The organism is Amycolatopsis acididurans, assembly GCF_012328925.1.
In the GTDB taxonomy this organism is placed as follows: Bacteria; Actinomycetota; Actinomycetes; order Mycobacteriales; family Pseudonocardiaceae; genus Amycolatopsis_E; species Amycolatopsis_E acididurans.
Genome location: NZ_JAAXLS010000004.1, coordinates 24,372 through 49,432 on the forward strand (window position 1 = coordinate 24,372; position 25,061 = coordinate 49,432).

23 protein-coding genes are annotated in these 25,061 nt (G+C 69.3%); 13 read left to right on the forward strand and 10 right to left on the reverse strand.

What is annotated here, in order from left to right:
• Positions 1–32 precede the first annotated feature (32 nt).
• Positions 33–4,658: an ATP-dependent helicase gene (locus tag HFP15_RS08500; protein ID WP_210716951.1), complete on the reverse strand. Its 4,626-nt coding sequence runs from the start codon at positions 4,656–4,658 to the stop codon at positions 33–35.
• A 104-nt stretch (positions 4,659–4,762) separates the two neighbouring features.
• On the opposite strand from HFP15_RS08500, the gene HFP15_RS08505 reads away from it, so the two are divergent.
• Positions 4,763–6,577, forward strand: a complete 1,815-nt coding sequence (locus HFP15_RS08505; protein ID WP_168513332.1) for an Hsp70 family protein — start codon at positions 4,763–4,765, stop codon at positions 6,575–6,577.
• On the opposite strand, the gene HFP15_RS43435 is transcribed toward HFP15_RS08505, so the two are convergent.
• Entirely contained in the window at positions 6,578–6,703 is a 126-nt protein-coding gene (locus HFP15_RS43435; RefSeq protein WP_281355527.1) for a hypothetical protein, read from the reverse strand.
• 129 nt (positions 6,704–6,832) lie between these two features.
• Between HFP15_RS43435 and HFP15_RS08510 the strand changes: the two genes are divergently transcribed.
• The 3 genes from HFP15_RS08510 (at position 6,833) to HFP15_RS08520 (ending at position 8,934) form a co-directional block, all read left to right on the forward strand.
• The gene (locus HFP15_RS08510; protein WP_168513334.1) at positions 6,833–7,027 is read left to right on the forward strand and encodes a DUF3046 domain-containing protein; all 195 of its coding nucleotides are present in this window, start codon (positions 6,833–6,835) and stop codon (positions 7,025–7,027) included.
• Positions 7,028–7,237: 210 nt separating this feature from the next.
• The gene (gene recA, locus HFP15_RS08515) at positions 7,238–8,281 is read left to right on the forward strand and encodes a recombinase RecA (protein WP_168513336.1); all 1,044 of its coding nucleotides are present in this window, start codon (positions 7,238–7,240) and stop codon (positions 8,279–8,281) included.
• A 125-nt stretch (positions 8,282–8,406) separates the two neighbouring features.
• Positions 8,407–8,934 (forward strand): regulatory protein RecX, encoded by a 528-nt coding sequence (locus tag HFP15_RS08520; protein WP_312871515.1) that lies wholly within the window; start codon positions 8,407–8,409, stop codon positions 8,932–8,934.
• A 570-nt stretch (positions 8,935–9,504) separates the two neighbouring features.
• Here the strand turns inward: HFP15_RS08520 and HFP15_RS08525 are convergent.
• The gene (locus HFP15_RS08525) at positions 9,505–10,947 is read right to left on the reverse strand and encodes a lipase maturation factor family protein (RefSeq protein WP_168513340.1); all 1,443 of its coding nucleotides are present in this window, start codon (positions 10,945–10,947) and stop codon (positions 9,505–9,507) included.
• An 82-nt stretch (positions 10,948–11,029) separates the two neighbouring features.
• Here HFP15_RS08525 and HFP15_RS08530 point away from each other — a divergent pair, with 82 nt between their 5' ends.
• Positions 11,030–11,521, forward strand: coding sequence for an NUDIX domain-containing protein (locus HFP15_RS08530; protein ID WP_168513342.1), 492 nt, complete (start codon positions 11,030–11,032; stop codon positions 11,519–11,521).
• 3 nt (positions 11,522–11,524) lie between these two features.
• Here HFP15_RS08530 and eda read toward each other — a convergent pair whose 3' ends face one another.
• Positions 11,525–12,130 (reverse strand): bifunctional 4-hydroxy-2-oxoglutarate aldolase/2-dehydro-3-deoxy-phosphogluconate aldolase, encoded by a 606-nt coding sequence (eda, locus tag HFP15_RS08535; RefSeq protein ID WP_168513940.1) that lies wholly within the window; start codon positions 12,128–12,130, stop codon positions 11,525–11,527.
• A gap of 20 nt (positions 12,131–12,150) precedes the next feature.
• Entirely contained in the window at positions 12,151–14,007 is a 1,857-nt protein-coding gene (edd, locus tag HFP15_RS08540) for a phosphogluconate dehydratase (protein WP_168513344.1), read from the reverse strand.
• A gap of 240 nt (positions 14,008–14,247) precedes the next feature.
• Between edd and HFP15_RS08545 the strand changes: the two genes are divergently transcribed.
• From HFP15_RS08545 to HFP15_RS08560, 4 genes are read left to right on the forward strand one after another with little or no spacing between them, the layout of a single operon-like run.
• Positions 14,248–14,535 carry an Rv0250c family protein gene (locus tag HFP15_RS08545; RefSeq protein WP_168513346.1) on the forward strand — a complete coding sequence of 96 codons (288 nt, stop codon included), beginning with the start codon at positions 14,248–14,250 and terminating at the stop codon, positions 14,533–14,535.
• Positions 14,532–15,341, forward strand: a complete 810-nt coding sequence (gene sdhC, locus HFP15_RS08550) for a succinate dehydrogenase subunit SdhC (protein ID WP_168513348.1) — start codon at positions 14,532–14,534, stop codon at positions 15,339–15,341. Before HFP15_RS08545 ends, sdhC begins: the two co-directional genes overlap by 4 nt.
• Before the next feature lie 15 nt (positions 15,342–15,356).
• Positions 15,357–17,270 carry a fumarate reductase/succinate dehydrogenase flavoprotein subunit gene (locus HFP15_RS08555; RefSeq protein WP_168513350.1) on the forward strand — a complete coding sequence of 638 codons (1,914 nt, stop codon included), beginning with the start codon at positions 15,357–15,359 and terminating at the stop codon, positions 17,268–17,270.
• Positions 17,267–18,022 carry a succinate dehydrogenase/fumarate reductase iron-sulfur subunit gene (locus HFP15_RS08560; RefSeq protein ID WP_168513352.1) on the forward strand — a complete coding sequence of 252 codons (756 nt, stop codon included), beginning with the start codon at positions 17,267–17,269 and terminating at the stop codon, positions 18,020–18,022. Before HFP15_RS08555 ends, HFP15_RS08560 begins: the two co-directional genes overlap by 4 nt.
• Before the next feature lie 64 nt (positions 18,023–18,086).
• Here the strand turns inward: HFP15_RS08560 and HFP15_RS08565 are convergent, their stop codons facing one another.
• Positions 18,087–19,244, reverse strand: coding sequence for an ROK family transcriptional regulator (locus HFP15_RS08565; RefSeq protein ID WP_168513354.1), 1,158 nt, complete (start codon positions 19,242–19,244; stop codon positions 18,087–18,089).
• Positions 19,245–19,323: 79 nt separating this feature from the next.
• Here HFP15_RS08565 and HFP15_RS08570 point away from each other — a divergent pair, with 79 nt between their 5' ends.
• Together HFP15_RS08570 and ggh are read left to right on the forward strand one after the other, a co-directional pair.
• Positions 19,324–19,557 (forward strand): hypothetical protein, encoded by a 234-nt coding sequence (locus HFP15_RS08570; RefSeq protein ID WP_168513356.1) that lies wholly within the window; start codon positions 19,324–19,326, stop codon positions 19,555–19,557.
• Complete coding sequence (gene ggh, locus HFP15_RS08575; protein WP_168513358.1) at positions 19,554–20,936, forward strand: glucosylglycerate hydrolase; 1,383 nt, start codon at positions 19,554–19,556, stop codon at positions 20,934–20,936. The genes HFP15_RS08570 and ggh overlap by 4 nt, the downstream gene beginning before the upstream one ends.
• Before the next feature lie 63 nt (positions 20,937–20,999).
• Here the strand turns inward: ggh and HFP15_RS08580 are convergent, their stop codons facing one another.
• From HFP15_RS08580 to HFP15_RS08595, 4 genes are all read right to left on the reverse strand, one after another.
• On the reverse strand, positions 21,000–21,863 hold the full coding sequence (locus tag HFP15_RS08580) for an amino acid ABC transporter permease (protein WP_168513360.1): 864 nt from the start codon (positions 21,861–21,863) through the stop codon (positions 21,000–21,002).
• Positions 21,860–22,507 (reverse strand): amino acid ABC transporter permease, encoded by a 648-nt coding sequence (locus HFP15_RS08585; protein ID WP_168513362.1) that lies wholly within the window; start codon positions 22,505–22,507, stop codon positions 21,860–21,862. The genes HFP15_RS08580 and HFP15_RS08585 overlap by 4 nt, the downstream gene beginning before the upstream one ends.
• An 85-nt stretch (positions 22,508–22,592) precedes the next feature.
• The gene (locus tag HFP15_RS08590; RefSeq protein ID WP_168513364.1) at positions 22,593–23,498 is read right to left on the reverse strand and encodes a glutamate ABC transporter substrate-binding protein; all 906 of its coding nucleotides are present in this window, start codon (positions 23,496–23,498) and stop codon (positions 22,593–22,595) included.
• A gap of 50 nt (positions 23,499–23,548) precedes the next feature.
• The gene (locus HFP15_RS08595) at positions 23,549–24,277 is read right to left on the reverse strand and encodes an amino acid ABC transporter ATP-binding protein (protein ID WP_210716975.1); all 729 of its coding nucleotides are present in this window, start codon (positions 24,275–24,277) and stop codon (positions 23,549–23,551) included.
• 206 nt (positions 24,278–24,483) lie between these two features.
• Between HFP15_RS08595 and HFP15_RS08600 the strand changes: the two genes are divergently transcribed.
• Complete coding sequence (locus HFP15_RS08600) at positions 24,484–24,705, forward strand: DUF8778 family protein (protein ID WP_168513368.1); 222 nt, start codon at positions 24,484–24,486, stop codon at positions 24,703–24,705.
• Positions 24,705–25,052 (forward strand): type II toxin-antitoxin system PemK/MazF family toxin, encoded by a 348-nt coding sequence (locus HFP15_RS08605; RefSeq protein WP_168513370.1) that lies wholly within the window; start codon positions 24,705–24,707, stop codon positions 25,050–25,052. Before HFP15_RS08600 ends, HFP15_RS08605 begins: the two co-directional genes overlap by 1 nt.
• Positions 25,053–25,061: the final 9 nt, after the last annotated feature.

Genomic DNA, 25,061 nt, shown 5'->3' on the forward strand with positions numbered 1-25,061 from the left:
CCTCCTCTGCCGCGCGGCATTCTAAGCGGCGCTCAGGCGCGCAGTCGCAATCCCTTCGGAGTGGCCCGGAAGCCCGCCTCGCGCAGCACCTCCGCCAGCGCGGACGTCAACGCGTGTTCGCCGTCCGCACGCTGCACCGCCAGCTGGCCCAGCCAGCCCTCCCGCACCGCCCGCGACAGCGCATGCGCCGCCGACTTCAGGGCGTCCTCGGTCTCGGTGAACGACAGCAGCGAACGCCCGCCGCGCTCGACGTACAACGCGGGCACCCCGTCCACGAGCACGACCAGCGCACCCGCCTTACGCGCCGGACGGTGCTTGGTCTCACCGACCGGCGGGGGCCAGGCCAGCGCCGCACCATACGGCTGGGCGGGATCGGTGGCCGCCAGCACGATCGACTCGGCCGTGCGCCGCGCACCGGACGAGTCGGACAGCGCGCGCAGCCGGTCGACGGCACCCCTGGCCGCGAACTGAGCCGCCCCCAAGCCCTCGATGACATATCCGCGGATGACCTGCCCCGAATCTTCCATCCCGCGCAGGACCTTGTAGATCCCGGAGAACCCGCCCGTGACGCGCTCGGTCTCCAGCGCACCTCTGGTCAGCACGCCGTGCCGTTCGAGGAACGCCTCGGTGCGCGCGTACGTGCGGCGGGTCGGGTCGTGCTCGCGTGGTGGCGTGAGCGCCCACCTGCCTGCCACCGTCGGCGGGCCGGTGCGCGAGGGCATCGCCGGCCGGGCCGCCCGCATGCGCGCATACCGTCCGCGGGGCGTGGACCGCCGGGGCTTGTGCGCCGCACCCCGGCCGGAGACCAGCGCACGCAACGGACCCAGCGTGTCGCCGGTGACCTGCCCCGCCCACACGAGGTCCCACAGCGCCGTGACCACGTCGGCATCGTTCGGCGGGGTGTCCACCAGCACGGAGGCGCGATCGACGAGCTGCCGGAAGAACAGCGCGCCACCCTCCAAAGTGGACACGATCGCGTTGTGGAGCGGGCTGCCGGGTGCGTTTTCCTCGACTTCGGGTAGCAGCAGGTCCGCCACGTCGGCCGGGGCCAGCGCGAGCCAGCCGTCCCCGCCCGCGAGCGAACCGCAGCCGGCCCATGTGACCTCGCCCGCTGTGGTCAGCTCGTCCAGCAAAGCCGGGTAGTAGCCGGGCAACCGGCTCGGCAGGATCAGCGACTCGACCGCGCTCGCCGGAAGCGGCGCCCCGGCCAGTTGCTCGATCACGGACAACACGTCGTCCGCCGTCGGCGCCGCCCGCATCCTGGCCCCGATGCCGTGCCAGGACGGCAAAAACCGTCCGAGCGCTGCCGGTTCGACCGGTTCCACCTCGGCCCGGAGCCGCGCCAGCGAAGCACGCCGCAGACGTCGCAGCACCGCGGCGTCGCAGTACTCCACGCCGGCGCCGTGCGAATCGGGATGCCCCACCGGGCTCAGCTCGCCGCGAACGAGCCGCCCTTGCGCGGTGAGCCGGTCCAGCACCCCGGACACCACCGCCGAACCGAGTCCGAAGCGCTCCGCGACCTGCCGCGCCGGGAAAGGACCGTGTGTTCGCGCATAGCGAGCGAGCAGATCGCCGAGTGGATCGTCGACGGGTTCGGTGAACGCCTCCGGGATTCCGATCGGCAGCGCCACCCCGAGCGCGTCCCGGACACGCCCCGCGTCCTCGATCGCGAGATTGCGTTCCTCGCCCGCGATCCGCACCTTGATCACACGGCGTTGCCCGGCCAGATCGTCCAGCCACTCCGGCTCGACACCCCGCGCCGCCGCCTCCTCATCGGACAGGTCACCGAGGAACCGCAACAGGTCCGCCGCGTCCTCGGCGTTCCTGGCCTGCCGATCCGGCTCCAGCCGTTGCAGTGAACGCTCGACCTCCGCGACGACCTCGGGATCGAGCAGTTCACGGATCGCTTCCGTGCCAAGGAGTTCCGCGAGCAGCGCCGAGTCCAGCGACAGCGCCGCGGCACGCCGTTCGGCCAGCGGCGCGTCCGTCTCGTACAGGAACATCCCGACGTAGCCGAACATCAGACTGCGCGCGAACGGTGACGCCGACGGGGTCTCGACATCGACCACCCGCACCCGGCGCGCACGCACGTCGGTCATCAGCTCACGCAGGCCGCCCACGTCGTAGACGTCCTGCAGGCATTCCCGCATCGCTTCCAGCACAACGGGAAACCGTTCGTACTTCGACGCCACGGCGAGCAGTTGCGACGCGCGCTGCCGCTGCTGCCACAGCGGGGTACGCCGTCGGGGATCACGCCGCGGCAACAGCAACGACCTGGCCGCGCATTCGCGGAACCGGGCGGCGAACAGCGCCGAACTGCCCACTTCCGCGACGATCAGCTGCTCGACCTCCTCGGGATCGATCAGCACGTCGTCGGGAGTGATCGTGACGTCGGAGCCGTCGAGGTCGAGCGCGTCCGGCAGGCGGAGCACGATCCCGTCGTCGGAGTGCATGACCTGCGCGTCGACCCCGCGGTTCTCCCGCAGCCGCGCCGCGATCGCCAGCGCCCACGGCGCGTTGACCTGAGCGCCGAACGGCGAGTGCAGCACGATCCGCCAGTCACCGAGTTCGTCGCGGAACCGTTCGAGCAGGATCGTGCGGTCGTTGGGGATGTGCCGGGTCGCCTGCCGCTGTTCTTCGAGATAGGTGAGCAGGTTGTCCCGCGCCCGCTCGTCCAGCCCGGCTCGTTCGGCGCGTGCCCGCGCACCGTCGGCGTCCGATGTGGACAGTTCGCGGACGAACGCGCCCAATGCCCTGCCCAGTTCCAGCGGCCGCCCCGGAGCGTCGCCCTTCCAGAACGGCATACGTGCCGGTTCGCCCGGTGCCGGCACGACGATGACCCGGTCGTGCGTGATGTCGGTGATGCGCCACGACGAGGTACCGAGCAGCACGGTGTCCCCCACGCGGGACTCGTACACCATCTCCTCGTCCAGCTCCCCGACCCTGGACCCGGATTTGCCCTCGTCGCCGGGAGTCATCACGGTGAACAGACCACGGTCGGGAATCGTGCCGCCCGAGGTGACCGCCAGCCGCTGCGATCCCGGTCGTCCGCGCAGCTCGCCGTTGACCCGGTCCCACGTGATGCGTGGCCGCAGCTCGCCGAACTCCTCGCTGGGGTACCGCCCGGCGAGCATGTCCAGCACCGCGTGCAGCGCGTCGTCGGGCAACGCGGCGAACGGCGCCGCCCGCCGCACGGTGGCCCCCAGTTCCTCGACCGACCATGGTTCGAGCGCGACCATCGAGACCACGTGCTGTGCCAGCACGTCGAGCGGATTGCGCGGATAGCGAACGGCCTCGATGGCGCCCGCGGTCATCCGCTCGGAGACCACCGCGCACGAGACCAGATCGCCCCGGAACTTCGGGAACATCACACCGGTGGACACCGCCCCGACGTGGTGCCCCGCGCGCCCGACACGCTGCAACCCCGACGCGACCGTGGGCGGCGCCTCGATCTGCACCACAAGGTCCACCGCGCCCATGTCGATGCCGAGCTCGAGCGAGGACGTGGCGACCACGCACGGCAGTTGCCCGGTCTTCAGTTCTTCTTCGACGCGAGTGCGCTGCTCGCGCGACATCGAACCGTGGTGCGCCTTCGCGATCGTGGGCGCCGCACCCGTGGTGAGGCCCGACTGCCCGATCGCCTCGGCCGGATACTGCTGATCCGGCTGGAGTTCGGTCTGCTCGGCGGCCAGTTCGTTGAGGCGCGCGGTGAGCCGCTCGGTCAGCCGCCGCGAGTTGGCGAACACGATGGTGGAGCGGTGCTGACGGATGAGGTCGAGCACGCGTTCCTCGACCGCGGGCCAGATCGACGGCCGCCGCACCGCCGCGCCCGAGATCTCCTCCTGCGTGCCGATCCCGCCCTCGGAGGGCAAAGGAAGGGACTCCATCGGGGCGGCCGGGCCGTCGAGGTTCGCCATGTCCTCGACCGGCACCTCGACCCGGACCTCGATGGTCTTCAACGGTTTCGGCTGCACCACGCGCACCGGACGCGCGCCGCCGAGGAATGCGCCGACCTCGTCGACGGGACGGACCGTGGCCGACAGCCCGATCCGCTGCGCCGGCCGCGGCAGCAGCGAGTCCAGCCGCTCCAGCGACAACGCCAGGTGCGCGCCGCGTTTGGTGCCGGCCACCGCGTGCACCTCGTCGACGATCACCGTTTCCACCCCGCGCAACGATTCCCGCGCCGAGGACGTGAGGATGAGAAACAGCGACTCCGGCGTGGTGACGAGGATGTCGGGCGGGGTGCGGTTGAAGGTGCGCCGCTCCGAAGCCGGGGTGTCGCCGGTGCGCATCCCGACGGTGATCTCCGGCGCGGGAAGGCCGAGCCTGCGGGACGCCTGCGAGATGCCCGCCAGCGGGGCGCGAAGGTTCTTCTGCACGTCCACCGCCAGCGCCTTGAGCGGGGAGACGTACAGCACGCGGCAGCGCCTGGCCTGCGATTCGGGCGGCGGTCCGACCGCGAGCCGGTCCAGCGCCCAGAGGAACGCCGCGAGCGTCTTGCCCGAGCCGGTGGGCGCGACCACCAGCGCGTGCTCGCCCGCCTGCGCCGCCTGCCAGGCACCGGCCTGTGCCTCGGTGGGCGCGGCGAAGGCCCCCGTGAACCAGTCCCTGGTCGCGGGGGAGAACGAGCCGAGCGCGTCACTCACGCCATCCATCATTACGCCACCCACCGACAATTTTCTGACGGGTCCGGCACGCGGCCGGGCCGCGAGCATGGCAGCATCACGTGCCGACCTGGGTAAATACCTAGAAGGGGGAACCGGTGCGGATCCTGTCCGTGGATCTCGGGACGTCCAACACGGTGGCCGTGCTCTCCGCACACGGCATGCCGCCACGCGTCGTGGAGGTGGACGGATCCGCCACCATGCCCTCGGCGGTCTTCGCGAGCGAGGACGGCACCCTGATGGTCGGCCGCGATGCCGAACGCCGCGCCCGCCTCGACCCGACCCGCTTCGAACCGAACCCGAAGCGCCGCGTCGACGAACAGACCCTCCTGCTGGGCCAGGACATCGTGCCGGTCAACGAGGCGCTGGCCGCGGTGCTGCGCCGCGTGCTCGACGAGACCACCCGTCAGCTCGGCGGGGATCCGCCGGACGAGGTCCGGCTGACCCATCCCGCGCAGTGGGGGCCGGTGCGCCGCAACGTGCTGCTGTCCGCGGCCCGTCTCGCCGGGATCCGCGGCACCATCCACCTGGTTCCCGAACCGGTCGCCGCGGCCGCACACTTCGCGTCGTTCCCCGGGCGCGCACTCGCTCCCGGCCAGGCACTCGCCGTCTACGACCTCGGCGCGGGCACCTTCGACGTCGCGGTCGTCGGCGCGACCCAGAACGGATTCACCGTGCTCGCCGAGGACGGCCTGCCGGACCTGGGCGGGCTCGACGTCGACCAGGCGCTGATGGTGCACGTCGGACGGGAGGTCTCGCACCGCGATCCGCAGCGCTGGCAACGGTTACTGCGCCCCGAGTCCACCGCCGACCGGCGTACCCGCCGCGCGCTGCAGGAAGACGTCAAGGCCGCGAAGGAGGCGTTGTCGCGGCATCCGCAGACCGAGGTCCCGATGCCGGAGCCGTTCACCGACGTACTGGTCACGCGGGGGGAGCTCGAAGCGCTGGTCCGGCCGGCGATGCTACGCAGCGTCGAGCTGCTGTCCAGGACGGTGGCCGCCGCCGGGCTCAGCCCGGACCGGCTCGCGGGCATCTACCTCGTCGGCGGATCGAGCAGGCTGCCGCTGGTCGGGTCGATGATCGCGGAGAAGCTCGGCGTGGTTCCCGCGAGCCTGGACCAGCCGGAGACGGCGGTCGCGCTCGGCGCCCACCACGTGACCGGCGACGGGATCAGCATGCGCACCCAGAACGTCGAGGGGCAGGTCGCGGCCACCGGAGCACCCTCGTATCCGCCGCCGCAGGTCGCGTCCATGCCGGGTCCGTACCACGGCGGCTACCGGCATCCGGCGCCTTCGAATTTTCCCAGCCTCCCGGTGACGCAGCCGAAGAAGAGCAGGAAAGGGCTGGTCATCGGGGTCGCCGCGGCCGTTGTGGTGCTGCTCGTGGCGGGGCTGACCTACCTGCTCTGGCCGTCCAGTTCGTCCGCGAGCACCTTCACCGCGCAGCAATGCCAGCAGCCGGGCCAGGTCGACGGCAAGGGCTTCACCAGCTGCCTGCGCCAGCTCGCCGGAAAGATCGCCGACACCGGCACGTGCGCGGCGGGCGCGGGCAGCGGCGACATCGCACCACCGGCGGGACAGAACATCGGCGTGCTCACCACGTGCTCCGCCCCCGCGCTGGCCGGAGCGCAGATCACCTACGTGCACGGCACGTCGGCGGCCGACGTGAAGGCCTACACCGACCGGCTGCTGGCCTCCGTCGGCGGCGACCAGGTGCAGGCGCAGTGGAAGGGGAACGGGCTGACCGGCAACTATTCCTCGGCCGCCGGGCAGACCTCCGCGGTGCTGGTGTTCACCGTCGCCGACCGGCCGCTCGCCGGCGTGATCTACCAGAAGGCCGGTGGCGGTCAGGCCCCGCTCACGGCGTCGAAGCTCGCGGACTACTTCGAACAGACGGTGCAGCCCGGCACGTGATCACTTGCGGTTGCGCATGTTCCACAGCGCACGCAGGGCCACGACCAGCGCCGAGACGAGAACCGCGACGGAGGCTACGGCCAGCGCGGTCGACCCCCAGGCCGGGACGTCCTGCTGCGCGAACACGCCTTCACAGTAGCTCGTACTGTGCCGTTCGTTACCGATCCCGCCACAGTCCCGGCTATCCTCGCGTAGCGACGGTCGTGTACTGCTGGGGGTCCGCCTGCTTGTGGCCGGATCAGTAACCTGTACTGGATGCGTATCACCATTTTCCGCAGGTTGATGGCCGATGAGTTCGGGTCGCTGCGTGCCGAGACCCTGTCGAAGGATCACGTGCTGAGCTCACTGGGCGGGCGCACCGTCGACGAGGCGCTGGCCGCCGGCGTCCCGGCGAAGGAGATCTGGCACGAGGTCTGCGAGGCGTTCGACGTGCCGGCCGAGCGCCGCTGAGCGTCCGAAGGCAAAAATCCGCGACCCAAGGTGTGTCACTCCTTGCGTCGAACACGTGTTCGGCTATCGTGTTGTCCACACCGGGGTCAACGATCCACAGATTGGCCGTCTCGATCTGGAATTGTCGGCCCCCGCCCGTAGTGTCGGGCCCAACAGCTCAAAACACGTCAAAGCAAGCCCCCACAGGCTCCGACCAGCGAGGTGGAAGTCATGCCCGCAGCAGCACCCGACAAGGACAAGGCGCTCGAGCTCGCGCTGGCGCAGATCGACAAGCAGTACGGCAAGGGATCGGTGATGCGCCTCGGCGACGAGGGCCGCGCACCGATCGAGGTCATCCCCACCGGGGCCATCGCGCTGGACATCGCGCTCGGCATCGGTGGCCTGCCGCGTGGCCGCGTCGTGGAGATCTACGGCCCGGAATCCTCCGGTAAGACCACGGTCGCCCTGCACGCCGTGGCCAACGCGCAGAAGGCGGGCGGCATCGCGGCCTTCATCGACGCCGAGCACGCGCTCGACCCGGAGTACGCCAAGGCGCTCGGCGTCGACACCGACGCGCTGCTGGTGTCCCAGCCCGACACCGGTGAGCAGGCGCTGGAGATCGCGGACATGCTGATCCGCTCCGGCGCGCTCGACATCCTGGTCATCGACTCGGTCGCCGCACTCGTGCCGCGCGCCGAGATCGAGGGCGAGATGGGTGACTCGCACGTGGGTCTGCAGGCGCGGCTGATGAGCCAGGCGCTGCGCAAGATCACCGGTGCGCTGTCCAACTCCGGCACCACCGCGATCTTCATCAACCAGCTGCGCGAGAAGGTCGGCGTCATGTTCGGCTCCCCGGAGACCACCACCGGTGGTAAGGCGCTGAAGTTCTACGCCTCCGTCCGGCTCGACGTGCGCCGTATCGAGACGCTCAAGGACAGCGGTGACGCCGTCGGTAACCGCACCCGCGTCAAGGTCGTGAAGAACAAGGTCGCCCCGCCGTTCAAGCAGGCCGAGTTCGACATCCTCTACGGCCAGGGCGTCTCGCGTGAGGGCTCGCTCATAGACATGGGCGTGGACCAGGGCATCCTGCGCAAGTCCGGTGCCTGGTACACCTACGAGGGCGACCAGCTGGGCCAGGGCAAGGAGAACGCGCGCAAGTTCCTGCGCGAGAACCCCGACATCGCCAACGAGATCGAGAAGCGCATCAAGGAGAAGCTCGGCATCGGACCGCAGCTGGACGCGGAGGACGCCGCTCCCGCACCGGTCGATTTCTGAGTCGGTTCGAGCCTCGGGTGGGGCTCCCTTGGCGGGCGACCTGCGAGTCGGGTGCGTGACCGGCGCGCTCTCCTTGAGTTGTCTCGCCGCGTTCGCCGGTAACTGTCTGGAGGGGTATGGCTCGGGTGGATCCGGCGGAGCTGTCGCCGGAGGAGGCGTGGAAGAAGGCGAAGGAGGCCTGCTTCGACCTCCTGGCGATGCGGGCGCGCTCCAAGGACGAGCTCCGGAAAGCGCTGCGGCGTAAGGGTTTCGACGACGAGCTGAGTGAACGGCTGCTCGGCAAGCTCGACACGTCGGGCCTGATCGATGACGCCGCGTTCGCGGAGCAGTGGGTGCGTGAACGGCACACGCACCAGGGCCTCGCGAGGAGCGCGCTCGTCGCGGAACTCAAACGCAAGGGCGTCGATGGAGCAGTGGCGGCGCAGGCAGCGGGCGAGATCGATCGCGAGTCCGAGGAAGAACGCGCCCGTGTCTTGGTGCGCAAACGCCTCCGCTCGATGACGAGCCTCGACGAGCAGACGGCCACCCGCCGCCTGCTGGGGACGTTGGGGCGCAAAGGCTACCCGCAGGGCCTCGCCTACGAGGTAGTCCGCGACGAGCTGAAGAAAGCCGGCGCCGAGTCGACCCTCCTGGATGACGCCCTGCCCGACTGATTGCCGCAGAGATCGTCGGCTCGCGACGACCAGCACAAGCTTCTCGCGCGGGTGACCGTTTTTCGCCTACGCGGTGTGCCTCCGCGACCTCGGCGGGCGGGAAGGTTGTGCCACAGGGAGAAGCGGCCGGACTCGATCGGTTCGCCAATCTCGCGAGCGCGCAGACCGCGCGACCGGTATCGCCGCTGTTCAACCTCACTCCGTGTTCGCGCGCGCCAACGAAGCCGGCGAGCGTCACGGCGTGCTCCGCGGGTGTAGCAGGCACTTCCGGAAGTGTCGGCTGCACCGACGGCTGCCGCTCCGCCTCCTTCTCCGGCAATGCTGTTTGCCGCCGGCGTGGTGTCGACGGGTTCGGGAGGGGCCGCGCAGGGCTGGTGCCGTGGGTCCGTCTCCGGAGGTGTCGCGCAGGGCTGGTGCTGTGGGTCAGTTTCCGGAAGGTGCCGTGCGCCGCTGGCGTTCTGCCTCCGTCTCCGGAGCAACCGCCCACGGCTCGCGCCTCGTGGGCGCTCGCGGAGGCGCTGTCCGGGCCTGGCGTGCCAACACGACTGGATGCGCTTGAGCCTGGACGGGCTATTCGACGGCGATAGCGGCGCCGTCCGGGCCGAGACGGCCGGTGCGCAGCGCGGGCGCGAGCGGCTCGCGAACCCACCACTCCCCGGTTTCGCGTCGTTCCTCGGGCGTGGTGAAGCGGTACCGGTACAACCGCGCCCGCAGGAAAGTCGGCGGCTTGCCGTGGAAAGGGTCGTGCCGGAGGAGTTTCAGCGTCGCGCGGTCGGCCGCGAGCAGCTTCTCTGCGAGAGGCTGCAACCACGATTCGCTGTAGCTGGACGACAACGCCGCGAACCACATCAGCCAGTCCAGCCTCAAATGATACGGCGCCCACTGCCGGGGACGCCGCCGCGGATCACCGGGTTTGCCCTTGAACTCGTATTCGTGCCACACCGTGTCGGGCGTGAGCTCCGGCTCGTCCGTCGCTTCGATGACCACCTCGTGCCGGACCTTGGTGATCCCCCCGAACGCGCCGTAGGTGTTCACCAAATGCAGCCGGTCGAAGCTGTAATTCATGATCTGCCGCCGGGACACCAAGTTCCACGCCGGCCGGTAGCTCAGCACGAGCAGGCCCGCCGTCACCACCAGCACGATCACGACATACCACGACGGCGGTTCCACAAGCGGCGCAGGGGAAAACGGCAGCCCCCAATTGTCCAAAGCAGACACTGCGACAGCGATGGTCAAGAAGTTGAGCCACGAGAAGTTACCGCTGAGCACGAGCCAGCCCTGCGTGACGATCATGATCAACGCGGCCACACTCGCGGCGGGCTGCGGCGCGAACAACGCGAACGGCACGACCAGCTGCGTGCCGTGACTGGCCAGCACCTCGATCTTGTGCAGCGGCTTCGGCAGATGGTGGAAATGCCAGCTCAACGGCCCCGGCATGGGCTGCGTCTCGTGGTGGTAGTACAAGCACGTCAGATCGCGCCAGCACGAGTCGCCGCGCATCTTGATCATTCCGGCGCCGAACTCGACCCGGAACAACAGCCACAACAGCAGCCACAGAATCGGCACGGGCGGCGCCATATCGGCCGGGCCGAGGAAGATCGCGAGGAACCCGCTCTCCAGCAACAGCGATTCCCAGCCGAACGAGTACCAGATCTGCCCGACGTTGACGATCGACTGATACAGCACCCACGGCACGGCCCACGCGATCATCGATGCCCACACCGGCGCGGAGTCGAACAGCCCCAACACCAGCGTCGCCGACACCACCACCCCGGCCCACGCGACCACCGCGAAGAAACGATCCGAGTAATACAACTGGAAAAGGCTCGGTGCCTTCCGGAACGGCACGCGCCGCACGAAGGCGGGCACCGGCAGCAGACCCCGCGCCCCGATCAGCGCGCGGAACTGGTTGGCCGCGACGAGAAACGCGATGACGTAGATCGCGGCGAGCATGCGCTGAAACGCGAGCCTGGAGGCCCAGTAGTCAGGATCGGTGAACCAGTCCCATCCCACGGCGGTCTCCCTCAAGGGTGGTTTCGCCGAAAGGGTACTGCGCTCCCTGTGTCACGGCAGCGGGCCTCGGTAGCCTCGCCGGATGGACCTGCTGCCGTTCGACGAGTACGTCCGCTCGCTCGACCGCAAACGCATGTCGGCGGGTGTGCTGTTCCGCGACAGCGACGACCGGGTGCTGCTCGTGGAGCCGTCGTACAAGAGCCACTGGGAAATCCCGGGCGGAGCCGTCGACGCGGGGGAGGCGCCCTGGGCCGCCGCCCGGCGCGAGGTCCGCGAGGAACTCGGGTTCGACCGTGCGGTCGGGCGGCCGCTGGTGATCGATCACGTACCCGACGACGGGCACATGCCGGAAGGACTGGCTTTCATCTTCGACGGCGGATTCATCACCGCCGCCGAGGTCGCCGCGCTCGACCTCACCGATCCCGAGATCATTTCGGCCGGACTGTTCCACCTCGAGACCACAGCCGCCAAGCTCAAAACCACGCTGGCCCTGCGGCTCGCCGCCGCGGTCGAGGCATCGCGAACCGGCGGGCTGCTGTTGTGCGACAACGGCAACCCGTCGATCCGCGGCTGACGCTCAGCCCAGCTCGGCCGCCTCCTTGGCCAGCACGGTGATCCGCTCGAAGTCCTTGGCGGCCACCAGGTCCTTCGGGGTCAGCCAGGTCCCGCCGACACAGCCCACAGTGGACAGTGCGAGGTACCGCGGCGCCGATTCGACGGTGATGCCGCCGGTGGGGCAGAACCGCAGCTGCGGCAACGGACCCGCGATCGCCTTGAGGTAGGCCGCGCCGCCGCTGGGCTCGGCCGGGAAGAACTTCATCTCCCGCACCCCGTGCTCGGCCAGCCGCATCGCCTCCGAAACGGTGGCCGCGCCGGGCAGGAACGGCAGGCCGGTGCCCGACACCGCCTCAAGGAGCCGGTCGGTGCACCCGGGCGTCACCAGGAACCGCGCGCCGACGTCCACGGCCTGCCGAGCCTGCGCGGGGCTCGTCACGGTGCCCGCGCCGACCACGATTTCCGGCACCTCCGACGCCACCTTCTCGATCGCGGCCAGTGCGGCCGGCGTACGCAGCGTCAGCTCGATCACCCGGATACCGCCGGCCAGCAACGCCCGCGCGACCGGCACCGCGTCCGCCACGTCGTCCACGACGACGACCGGCATCACCGGCGACACGTCCAACAGCTCACTCACGAAGTTCCTCCTCAAACCCGTGCCGGGGCACCGAAATGTGCCGCCGTCAGCGGCCCGAAAACGCTTGCGCCCTGATCGGCGGGCCCGACGGCACGACGCAGGGCGGCGAACAGCTCCCGGCCGGTGCCCGTCCAGGAGGCCTCGTCGGGCGCGCTGTCCCGCACCGGGCGGGCGGCCAGCTCGGCCTCGTCCACGAGTACCTCCAGCCGTCCCTCGACGGCATCCAGCTCCACCAGGTCGCCGTCCTCGATGCGCGCGAGTGGCCCGCCCGCCGCGGCCTCGGGCGTGAGCTGGATGGCCGCCGGGATCTTGCCCGAGGCCCCCGACATCCGCCCGTCGGTGACCAGCGCGACCTGGTACCCGCGGTCCATCAGCACCCCGAGCGCCGGCGTCAGCCCGTGCAGCTCGGGCATCCCGTTGGCCCGCGGCCCCTGGCCGCGCAGCACCACGACGACATCGCGATTCAGCTCGCCGGCCCGGAAGGCGTCGGAAAACTCCTGCTGTGTCGTGAAGACCCGCGCGGGCGCCCGGACGATCCGGTGCCCGGGCGCCACCGCCGACACCTTGATCACCGAGCGCCCGAGGTTGCCGCTGAGCATCCGTAGCCCGCCGTCGGCGGCGAATGGATCCGACACCGGCCGCAGCACATCCAGGTCCAGGCTCTGCGTCGGCACATCACGCCACACCAGCCCGGATTCGGTCAGCACCGGCTCCTGCCGGTACCGCGACAGCCCGTCCCCGGCGACCGTCCGCACGTCCTCGTGCAGCAGCCCCGCGTCGAGCAGCGTGCCGATCAAGAACTGCACCCCACCCGCGGCGTGGAAGTGGTTGATGTCGGCGCTGCCATTGGGGTACACGTTCGCCAGCAGCGGCACGACCGACGACAGCTCCGCGAAATCGTCCCAGGTCAGCTCTATCCCGGCGGCCGCGGCGATCGACACCAGGTGCATCGTGTGGTTGGTCGATCCGCCGGTCGCGAGCAGCGCGATCACCCCGTTGACGACCGACTTCTCGCTGACCACCTCGGCCAGCGGCGTGTAGTCGCGGGTCAGCTCGACGATGCGCCGGGCAGCCTGCTCGGTGAGCGCGCGCCGCAGCGGCGTGCCGGGATGCACGAACGTCGCGCCGGGCAGATGCAGGCCCATCACCTCGACCACGAGCTGGTTGGAGTTGGCCGTGCCGTAGAACGTGCAGGTGCCCGCCGAGTGGTACGACGCCGACTCGGCTTCGAGCAGATCCTCACGCGTCGCGCGGCCCTCGGCGAACAGCTGCCGGACCCGGGCCTTCTCCTTGTTGGGCAGTCCGGAGGCCATCGGCCCCGCCGGCACCAGGATCGCGGGCAGGTGCCCGAACGCGAGCGCCCCCGCCAGCAGCCCGGGCACGATCTTGTCGCACACGCCGAGCAGCAGAGCGCCATCGAACATCTCGTGGGACAGCGCGATCCCGGTCGCCATCGCGATCACCTCACGGCTGAACAGCGACAACTCCATGCCGGGACGGCCCTGGGTGATCCCGTCGCACATCGCGGGCACGCCACCGGCGAACTGCGCGACACCGCCCGCGGACCGGGCCGCCTCCTTGATCCACGACGGGTACTCGTCCATGGGCTGGTGCGCCGAGAGCAGATCGTTGTAGGCGGAGACGATCGCGATCCCGGGCTTGCGCAGCCCGCGAACGGCGAGCTTGTCGCTGCCGCCGCACGCGGCGAAACCGTGCGCCAGGTTGCTGCAGCCGAGGCCGGCGCGGGTGGGCCCGGTCGCGCGCGCGGAGGCCATGCGCCCGAGGTAGGCCGAGCGGGCTGCGGCGCTGCGCGCGGTGACACGCCGCGTGACTTCCTCGACGACGGGGTGGACGGGGGTCTGCTGCACGGGTACCGCCTCAGATCACGGAGAGTGGTGGTCCGGCGGACGGCGGCGTTGACGTCGCTCGGCTCGTGACAGTGCCCACAGTAAGCGTTCTCGGCCTGGAAACAAAATCGATCAAGATGATCGTTCAAGGTGACTCCGATCACGCTAACAACCTGGTGTGTGCTACTTGTCACATTGCACACAGAGCGGCAGAGTCGCTAGCGACGGCCCAGCCGCCGAACTGACTCGGAGGTACCAACGATGTCCACCACCGAACTCTCGGAGCTCCGCCGCACGATCGGGCAGCTGCGACAGTGCGTAGGCGCGCTGCGCTCGCGGTACGGCGACGCGGCGGCGGTACGACGACTGGCCAACGACGTGGACCGGCTCGACATCGACGCGGGCGACCTCGACTCGCCGATCCCGGCGCAGCCGAAGGCCGTCGACCCGGCCCAGGTCGTGAAGATTCCCGACGCTCCGTACGACCCCTCGCTCTGGCAAGGGGCCGATGACGAGGGTGTCGGCGGCTACCACCGTGATCAGCGGTGACCGCTTCGGCTGAGGGCGTCCGGGCCCCGAAGCGGGCCCGGATCGCCGAACGCACGCTCCGCACGGACCGCTGGTGGCTGCCGCCGCTGGTCACCACGCTCGGACTGGCGACCTTCGTCATCTACGCCACGATCCGCGCGTTCGTGCGCACCGCGTACTACGTCCCCGAATACCACTACCTGACGCCGTTCTACTCGCCGTGCGTCTCGACCTCGTGCGTGCCCGGCTCGAGTCACTTCGGCCACTGGTTCGGCGATCTGCCGTCCTGGCTGCCGCTGGGCGTCCTGGTGCTGCCGTTCCTGCTGGGCTTCCGGCTGACCTGCTACTACTACCGCAAGGCCTACTACCGGTCGGTCTGGTTCTCACCGCCCGCGTGCGCCGTCGCGGAGCCGCACGGCAAGTACACCGGCGAGACGCGGTTGCCGTTGATCATCCAGAACGTGCACCGGTACTTCTTCTACGTCGCGATGGTGGTGTCGCTGGTCAACACCTACGACGCGATCATCGCCTTCCACGGGAAGACCGGCGGCTTCGGCTTCGGGGTCGGCAACATCATCCTGGTCGCCAACGTCGTGCTGCTGTGGGCGTACACGCTGTCCTGCCATTCGTGCCGGCACATCACCGGGGGACGGCTCAAGCACTTCTCGCGGCATCCGGCCCGGTACTGGATGTGGACACAGGTCACCAAGCTCAACAACCGGCACATGCTGCTCGCGTGGATCACGCTGGGCACCCTCGTGCTGACCGACCTCTACGTGATGCTCGTGTCCAGTGGCGCGATCTCCGATCCCCGTTTCGTGAACTGAAGGTGGCTTTTTCGCATGACTGAGGTGGAACGGCTCAACTACGACGTGGTGGTGATCGGCGCGGGTGGCGCCGGTCTGCGGGCCGTCATCGAAGCCAGACAACGCGGGCTCTCCGTCGCGGTGGTCTGCAAATCGCTGTTCGGCAAGGCCCACACGGTCATGGCCGAGGGCGGCTGCGCGGCGTCCATGGGCAACGTCAACTCCAACGACAACTGGCAGGTGCACTTCCGCGACACCATGCGCGGCGGCAAGTTCCTCAACAACTGGCGGATGGCCGAGCTGCACGCGAAGGAAGCGCCGGACCGGGTGTGGGAGCTGGAAACCTACGGCGCCCTGTTCGACCGCACGGCCGACGGCCGGATCAGCCAGCGCAACTTCGGCGGGCACACCTACCCGCGGCTGGCGCACGTCGGCGACCGCACCGGGCTCGAGCTGATCCGCACGATGCAGCAGAAAATCGTTTCGCTGCAACAGGAAGACCTCAAACGCTACGGCGACTACGAGGCCAAGCTGAAGGTCTTCGCCGAATGCACGATCACCGATCTGCTCACCGAGAGCGGGCGGATCGCGGGCGCGTTCGGGTACTGGCGGGAGAGCGGCCGCTTCATCCTGTTCGAGACGCCCGCCGTGGTGCTCGCCACCGGCGGCATCGGCAAGTCGTTCAAGGTCACGTCGAACTCGTGGGAGTACACCGGCGACGGGCACGCGCTCGCGCTTCGCGCCGGGGCGACGCTGATCAACATGGAGTTCGTCCAGTTCCACCCGACCGGCATGGTCTGGCCGCCCAGCGTCAAGGGCATCCTGGTGACCGAGGGCGTGCGCGGCGACGGCGGGGTGCTGAAGAACTCCGAGGGCAAGCGGTTCATGTTCGAATACGTGCCGGACGTGTTCAAGGGCCAGTACGCCGAAAGCGAGGAAGAGGCCGACCGCTGGTACACCGACCAGGAGAACAACCGCCGCACGCCCGATCTGCTGCCACGCGACGAGGTGGCGCGCGCGATCAACGCCGAGGTCAAGGCGGGCCGCGGTTCGCCGCACGGCGGGGTGTACCTCGACATCGCGAGCAGGCTCACCGCGGAGGAGATCAAGCGGCGGCTTCCCTCGATGTACCACCAGTTCAAGGAACTGGCCGATGTGGACATCACGGCCGAGCCGATGGAGGTCGGCCCCACCTGCCACTACGTGATGGGCGGGATCGAGGTCGACCCCGACACCGCGTCCTCCAGCGTGCCCGGGTTGTTCGCGGCAGGGGAGTGCTCCGGCGGGATGCACGGATCCAACCGGCTCGGCGGCAACTCGCTGTCGGACCTGCTGGTGTTCGGCCGCCGCGCCGGGCTCGGTGCCGCATCCTATGTGGAATCCCTCGAGGAGCGGCCGGCGATCTCGCAGTCCGATGTGGACAAGGCGGCGAAGACGGCGCTGTCGCCGTTCGACCCGCCAGGTTCCGGAACGGAGGAGAACCCGTACACGCTGCACAACGAGCTGCAGCAGTCGATGAACGACCTGGTCGGCATCATCCGCAAGGCGGAAGAGATCAAGCAGGCGCTGGCGAAGCTGGACGAGATCAAGTCGCGGATCGGCAACCTGACCGTCGAGGGGCACCGGCAGTTCAACCCCGGCTGGCACCTCGCGCTGGATCTGCGGAACATGCTGGTGGTCAGCGAATGCGTCGCGCGGGCGGCGCTGCTGCGCACGGAAAGCCGTGGCGGGCACACGCGTGACGACCATCCGCAGATGGATTCGCACTGGCGCAACAGACTGCTGGTGTGCTCGGCGTCCGGGCAGGATCCGATGGCGCCGACGGTCACCGTGACGCCGAAGGACCAGGAGCCGATGCGGCCGGACCTGCTGGAGCTGTTCGAGCTGCCGGAACTGGAGAAGTACTACACCGAGGACGAACTCGTCGATCACCCGGGGAGGAAGGCGTGAGTTACAAGGCGAACTTCCGGGTGTGGCGCGGAGACGCCGATTCCGGGCAGCTGCAGGACTTCACCGTCGAGGTCAACGAGGGCGAGGTCGTGCTCGACATCATCCACCGGCTGCAGGCCACCCAGGCCTCGGATCTCGCGGTGCGGTGGAACTGCAAGGCGGGCAAGTGCGGTTCGTGTTCGGCGGAGGTCAACGGGCGGCCGAAACTGCTGTGCATGACCCGCATGTCGACCTTCGCCGAGGACGAGGTCATCACGGTCACGCCGATGCGCACGTTCCCGGTGATCCGCGATCTCGTGACCGACGTGTCGTACAACTACACCAAGGCACGGGAGATCCCTTCGTTCACGCCGCCCGAGAACCTGAAGCCGGGCGAGTACCGGATGAAGCAGGTCGACGTCGAGCGGTCGCAGGAGTTCCGCAAGTGCATCGAGTGCTACCTGTGCCAGAACACCTGCCACGTGGTGCGTGACCACGAGGACAACAAGAAGGACTACGCGGGCCCCCGGTATCTGATGCGGATCGCGGAGCTGGAGATGCACCCGCTCGACGTGGCCGACCGGCGCGAGTCCGCGCAGTCCGAGCACGGGCTCGGGTACTGCAACATCACCAAATGTTGCACCGAGGTGTGCCCGGAAGGCATTCACATCACCGACAACGCGCTGATCCCGATGAAGGAGCGCGTGGCCGACCGCAAGTACGACCCGCTGGTCTGGCTGGGCACGAACCTGTTCCGCCGCAAGAAGAACTAGTCTTTCCTCCCCGGCACGGCTCACGCGAACCAGAACGTGTGAGCCGTGCCGCTTTGCCGGTCGGCTACGGCTGCGCCACGAGCGCGTCCACGGCCGCCGGCGAGAGCATCTCGTCCGCGACCAGGCCCGCCACTCCGGCCAGGGTCGTGTTCGAGCCGAGCACGCACGCCTCGACGCTGAGCCCCTCCAGCGCGCTCGTGTGCGCGTTCTCCAGCACCGTCGAGCGCAACGCGTCCAGAAAAGGCGGCAGCACGCCGATCGCGCCCCCGACGCGGACATACCGCGGGTTGACGATGGTCACGACGGTCGCCAGCACGGTGCCGACCTGCCGCCCGGCCGCCGCGACCACGCGCCCGGCCTCGGGATTACCCGCCCGCACGCGCCGCACCACGTCCTCGGCGCTGCGCACACCGGTCGGCCGCAGCTCACGGATCACCGCCTGCCCGCTCGCGATCGCCGACACGCAGCCCCGCCTGCCGCAGTCGCATCGCTGGTCCCTGCCCTCGATGCGGATGTGCCCGATTTCGCCCGCCGAGGACGTCTCGCCCCGGTGCGTGCGCCCCGAGATCACCAGGCCGGCGCCGATGCCGGTGCCCACCTTGACCCCGACCAGCGCCGCCTCCGGCCGTCCCAGATCGCAGTACGCGCCGAAGGCCAGCGCGTTCGCGTCGTTCTCCAGCAATACCGGCACCGACAGCTCGTCGCTGAACGCCTCGCGCAGCCGGACGTCCTTCCACTCCGCCATCGTGGGCGGCGCGATCGTCGTGCCCCGCTCGTGGTCGATCTGGCCCGGCACGCTCAACCCGAACGCGCACAGGCTGTCCACCCGCCCGGTCTCGGCCAGCAGCTCGCGCCCGGTGCCGAGCAGGAACGACAGCGTCTCGTGCGGCCGGTGCCCGACCGGCAGCGGCCGGTGCACCTGCGCGAACACGGTGCCCGCCAGATCGACCACCGCGATCGTCGCGTGCCGCTGCCCGACGTCGGCGACCAGCGCCGTGCGTCCCACGTCGTTGGCCGCGAGCATCTCGGCCGGACGGCCGCCGCTGGAGGCGCGGTGACCCGTCTGCCGGAGCAGCCCCAGCCGCTGCAACGTGTCGAGCCGTTCGACCATCGTCACCCGGGACAGGCCGGTGCGGTCCTGCAGCTCCTGCCGCGTGAGGGGTCCCTCGGCACGCAGCGCCGCGAGGATGTGACCGGCGGAGGTCGGCGGAGGCGTTCGCATGTTGACAGGGTCTCTCCCGGGGACTTATGTTCAATAGTCTGACAGAAGTCTCAACAAGAACGAAACCGGAGTGACTCGGATGCGCACGGCGCGACTGCCCCGCAGCGGCCCATCCCGGCGCCTGTTCGGCAGCTCGCACAGTGACCTTGCGCCGCTGGCGGGCGAGGACTTCGAGGACGTCTCCGCACTGCTGACCTCGCTCGGCGACACGGGCTTTCGCGGTCACCTTGCTGCGCACGACGGCGCCGACGCCGGGGAAACGGGGCTGCGCTGCGCGGTCGAGGTGTTCGAACCGCTGGAGGCGAGAGAATGACGGTGGACGTCACGAGTTCGGCGGAGGCCTCGGGCGACAGACCGCCGGTGCGCTACAGCGAGCCGACGCTGGCCGCGCGGGCGGCCAGGGTGCTGCGGGACAACGACACGGGCGCCGTCATCACGGCCGCGCCGAAACTCTACCCCCACATGTGGAGCTGGGACGCCGCGTTCATCTCGATCGGGCTCGCCCGGCTCGACGTGCGCCGCGCGATCACCGAGCTGGAGACCCTGTTCCGCGCCCAGTGGCGCAACGGCATGGTGCCGCACATCGTGTTCACCGAAGCGGACGCGTACTTCCCGGGCCCGGACCGGTGGGGCACCGAGAACGCCCAGGACGGGCCGAGCAACGTGCGGACGTCGGGTATCTGCCAGCCGCCGGTGCACGCCATCGCGGTGCAGCGGGTGCTGGAGATCGCCCGCCGGTCCTCGCCGAACGAGCGCGCCGATGCCGAACGGTTCGTGCGCGGGATCTGGCCGAAGCTCTACGCGTGGCACCGCTGGCTGGTGGAGTACCGCACGCCGGGTTCGGCCGGGCTGGTCGCGATCGTGCACGGCTGGGAGTCCGGAATGGACAATTCGCCGCGCTGGGACGTGCCCTACGACGCGGTGCATCCGGGTGCGGGCCTGCCGCCCTATGTGCGCAAGGACGTCCGTGTCGTCGGCGATCCGAGCGAGCGGCCCACCGACCGCGAGTACGACCGGTACCTGTGGCTGATCGAGGAGATGCGCCGCGCCGGTTACGACCAGCGCACGATCGTGGAGAACTCCAGCTTCCTGGTCGGCGACGTGTTCATCACCGCGTTGTTCGCGGTGTCCTGCGACGTTCTGGTCGAACTCGGCAAGGAGTTCGGGCAGTCCGGGGAGCAGCTGCGTGATCTGGCCGAGTGGGCGGCGAACGCGCGGCAGGCCGTGGCCGGAAGCTGCCACAGCGTGTCCGGGATGGCGCGTGACCGCGATCTGCGGGCCAGCCGCTGGCTCGACACGCAGACCATCGCTGGGTTCTCGCCGCTGCTGTGCGGCGGAGCGCCCGACGACGTGCAGCTGCAGCTGTTGTCGCTTTTGGACAGCGACCGCTGGTGCGGGCACCCGGACCTGCTGGCCCCGGTGCCGCCGTCGGTTTCGCCGATGCGGCCGGGTTTCAACCCGAGACAGTACTGGCGGGGTCCACAGTGGCCGGTGGTGGTCTGGCTGTTCGGCTGGGCTTTCGAACGCCGCGGCTGGCATGAACGGGCCCGCCGGATGCGCGACGGCGGGATCCGGCTGACCGACGACGGCTCGTTCGGCGAGTACTACCAGCCCTTCACGGGTGAGCCGCTGGGCAGCACCGAGCAGTCCTGGACCGCGGCCGTCGTGCTGGACTGGCTCTGCTCGGGCTGAAGCTGCACGGCGAAGCGCCCGGCCACCTTCGCGAGGTGACCGGGCGCTTCGCCGTTCGATGCCTTACAGGACCGGTTCGAGGGCTGCCTCGTCGGCCTTGGCGCCGGCCGGGGGCAGATGCTTCTTGCTGCGCCGCTGCCGACGTTCCAGGAACGTCGCCAGTGCCGTCAGCAACAGGCACAGCGCGATGTAGATGACGGCGACGACCATCGTCGAGGGCACGCTCGGCAGGCCGAACGTGGTCTGGGTGGACACCGACCGCGCGTAGTACAGCAGTTCCTGATAGGTCACCAGGAAGCCGAGCGCGCTGTCCTTCAGCAGCACCACCAGCTGGCTGATGATCGTCGGCAGCATGGCGCGGATCGCCTGCGGGATCAGGACGAGGAACATCACCTGCGTCTTGCGCATACCCAGCGCGTACGCGGCCTCGCTCTGGCCCTTGGGCAGCGCCTGGATGCCGGCGCGGAACACCTCCGCCAGGACCGAGCCGTTGTACAGCGTCAGGCCGAGGACCACGGCGAGATACGGAGTCATCTTCACGCCCAGCGCGGGAAGGCCGTAGTAGAACAGGAACATCAGGACCAGCAACGGGATCGCGCGGAAGAACTCGACGACCGCCACCGAGACCCCGCGCACCCACGCGTGGTCGGACAGCCGCCCCGCCGCGAACACCGCGCCGAAGATCAGCGCCAGCAGCGCACCGAGCGCGAACGCCTTCAGCGTGCTGAGCACCGCGTTGGCGAGGTCCTGCTGAACCTGCTTGTACTGCAGCCACTCCCACTTGCGGGCGCTGAACTGCCCGCTGTCGTAGAACCGCCAGACGATGTAGGCGAGGATCGCGACGACGATCAGGGCACCGAGCACCGCCAGCCCGCGGTAGCGCATGCGGGCCTTGGGGCCCGGCACATCGAAGAGGACATTGCTCATCGCGCCACGCTCCAGCGCTTCTCGAGGGCTCGCTGCAGCACCGACAGGATCGCGACCAGGATGATGAAGCCGAGCGCGACCCACAGCAGGCCGATCAGCTGGTTCTCACCGCGTTCGGACAGGTACTGGCGGATCGCGCCGGCCTCGGCGACCGAGAACCCGGCGGCGATCGTGGTGTTCTTCAGCAACGCGATGAGCGTGCTCACCAGCGGCGGCACCACCGAGCGCACCGCCTGCGGCAACACGACCTGGCCGAGCACCTGGTTGAAGCTCAGCCCCAGCGCGCGGGCCGCCTCGGCCTGGCCCACCGGCACCGTGTTGATGCCGGAGCGGACCACCTCACAGATGAACGCCGAGGTGTAGACCGTCAGCGCGATCACCGCGTAGGTGAAGTACTCGAAGGTCTTGATCTGCAGGTAGGGGTAGGCGAACACGAAGAACACGAACACCAGCGTCAGCGGCGTGTTGCGGACCACGGTCACGTAGACGGTTCCGACCGCGCGGAACACCGGGACCGGGCTCACCCGCAGCATGGCCAGGAAGGTGCCGAAGACGAGGCTGGCCGCGCCGGAGATCAGGAACAGCTTGATCGTGGTCAGAAAGAACGGACCGTAGAGGTCCAGATTGTCGAGCAGGACGTCCATCGGGCCTTCCCGAATGCCGGATGCTGTGTCGAAGTAGGGAGCCGGTGGGCGCGACGAGCGCACCCACCGGCTTCAGGTGAGGAACTCAGTACCGCTGGATGGCGGGCGGAGTCGCGGCCGAGCCGGACTTGCCCAGGGTGGAGTCGTAGATCTTCTGCCAGGTGCCGTTGTCGATCGCGGCCTGCAGCAGATCGTCGATCTTGCCGCGTAGCGCCGAGTCGTCCTTGTTCAGGCCGACGCCGTAGGGCTCCTGCGAGAACGGCTTGCCGACGACCTTCAGCGTGTCCGGGTCCTGCGCGGCGAAGCCCTTGAGGATCGCGTCGTCGGTGGTGACGGCGTCCACCTCCTTGGTGCCCAGCTTCTCCACGCACTGCGAGTACTTCTGGAACTCGACGATGTTCTGCGGCTCGGTCAGGCCCTGGTCGCGCACACGCTGGATCGGGGTCGAACCGGTGACCGAGCAGACCTTCTTGCCCTTCAGGCTCTGCGGGCCGGTGATCGAGTTGTCGTCCTTGCGCACCAGCAGGTCCTGGCCGGCCTGGAAGTACGGGCCCGCGAACGAAACCTGCTGCTTGCGCTTGTCGGTGATCGTGTAGGTGCCGACGTAGTAGTCGACGTCGCCGTTGGCGATCGCGGCCTCGCGGGCGCTGGAGTCGACGGTCTTGTAGGTGATCTTGCTTTCGTCGAAGCCGAGACCCGCGGCGACCATCTTGGCGATCTCGATGTCGAAGCCCGAGTACTTGCCGGTGGTCAGGTCCTTGAGGCCGAGACCCGGCTGGTCGTCCTTCACCCCGATGGTGAGGCCGCCCTTGCTCTTGATCTTGGCGAAGGTCGGCGAGCCCGCCACGTCCACATTGGACGCCACCGTGTAGGTCGGGGGCTGCGCGCCGCCCGAGGCTCCGGTGCCCCCGGAGGGCGACCCTTCCTTACCGCATGCGGTCAGCGCGAGCGCGCCGACCAGCAGCCCTGCCGCCAGGGTGCGGATCTTCATTCGAACTCCCCTGCTTCCTGGGTGAGGCGGCGCCCGCGCGCCGCGTATTACTAGTGAGTGAGGATCTTGCCGAGGAAGTCCTTCGCGCGGTCGGACTTCGGCTTCGTGAAGAAGTCGTCCGGCGTGGCGTCCTCGACGATCTCCCCGTCCGACATGAACACCACGCGGTGCGCGGCGCGGCGGGCGAAGCCCATCTCGTGGGTCACCACGAGCATGGTCATGCCGTCGGCCGCGAGGCCGGTCATGGTGTCGAGCACTTCCTGCACCATTTCGGGGTCCAGCGCCGAGGTCGGCTCGTCGAACAGCATCACCTTCGGTTTCATCGCCAGCGCACGCGCGATCGCCGCCCGCTGCTGCTGGCCACCGGAAAGCTGGGCCGGGTACTTCTGCGCCTGGTTGGCGATGCCGACGCGGTCCAGCAGCTCCATCGCGTTCTTGCGTGCCTCGGCGGAGGAGAGCTTGCGGACCTTGACCGGCGCGAGCATCACGTTCTCGACGATGCTCTTGTGCGCGAAGAGGTTGAACGACTGGAAAACCATCCCGACGTCGGCGCGCAGTGCCGCGAGCGCCTTACCCTCCGCCGGAAGCGGTTTGCCGTCCACCGCGATCTCGCCGGAGTTGATCGGCTCCAGCCGGTTGATCGCGCGGCACAGCGTGGACTTGCCCGAACCCGAGGGCCCCAGCACCACGACGACCTGGCCGCGCGGCACCTCGATGTTGATGTCCTTCAGCACGTGCAGGTCGCCGAAGAACTTGTTCACGCCCGCCGCCCGGATCATCGGTGGCGCCGGCGTCGCTGTGCTCATAGGTCCTCCATAGCCTGGCTCACCCCGCGATCTAACACCGAGGAGTCGGCAGGTGCCCGTCAATCTGAACAAAAGGCAACCTAAGCGTCATCTACGACACCAGGTCGCGCTCACTGTAGCCATCAGCATCGAGCTCAGCAGGGTGGCATCGAAGTAGCACCGGGGGTAGCATCATTGGTATGAAACTGAGTGTGAGCCTGGGTGAGGAGGACGTGGCCTTCCTCGACGAGTACGCGGCCCGTACCAGCGCCGGCTCGCGGTCGGCGGTGCTGCACCAGGCGATCGACCTGTTGCGCGCCTCCCAGCTCGAGGACGCCTACCAGGCGGCGTGGGAGGAATGGGCCGGCGACGAGGAACAGGCGTGGGACGCCGTCGTCGCTGACGGGGTGGCGGCCGGCTGATGCGGCGTGGCGAGATCCGCATGGTCAGTCTCGACCCGGTGCGCGGGGCGGAATCCAACAAGACGAGGCCGGCGGTGATCGTCAGCAACGACGGGGCGAACGCGGTGGCCACGAGGCTCGGCCGCGGCGTGGTCACAGTCGTGCCGGTCACGTCGAACGTCGCGCGCGTCTACCCGTTCCAGGTGCGGCTGCAGGCCGCCGACTGCGGGCTGAAGACCGATTCGAAGGCGCAGGCCGAGCAGGTGCGGTCGGTGTCGGTGGAGCGGATCGGGCGCAAGGTGGGGCAGCTGCCCGCGATGATCATGGACAAGCTCGACCAGGCGCTGCGCGTGCATCTGGGCTTGTAAACCGGCCGC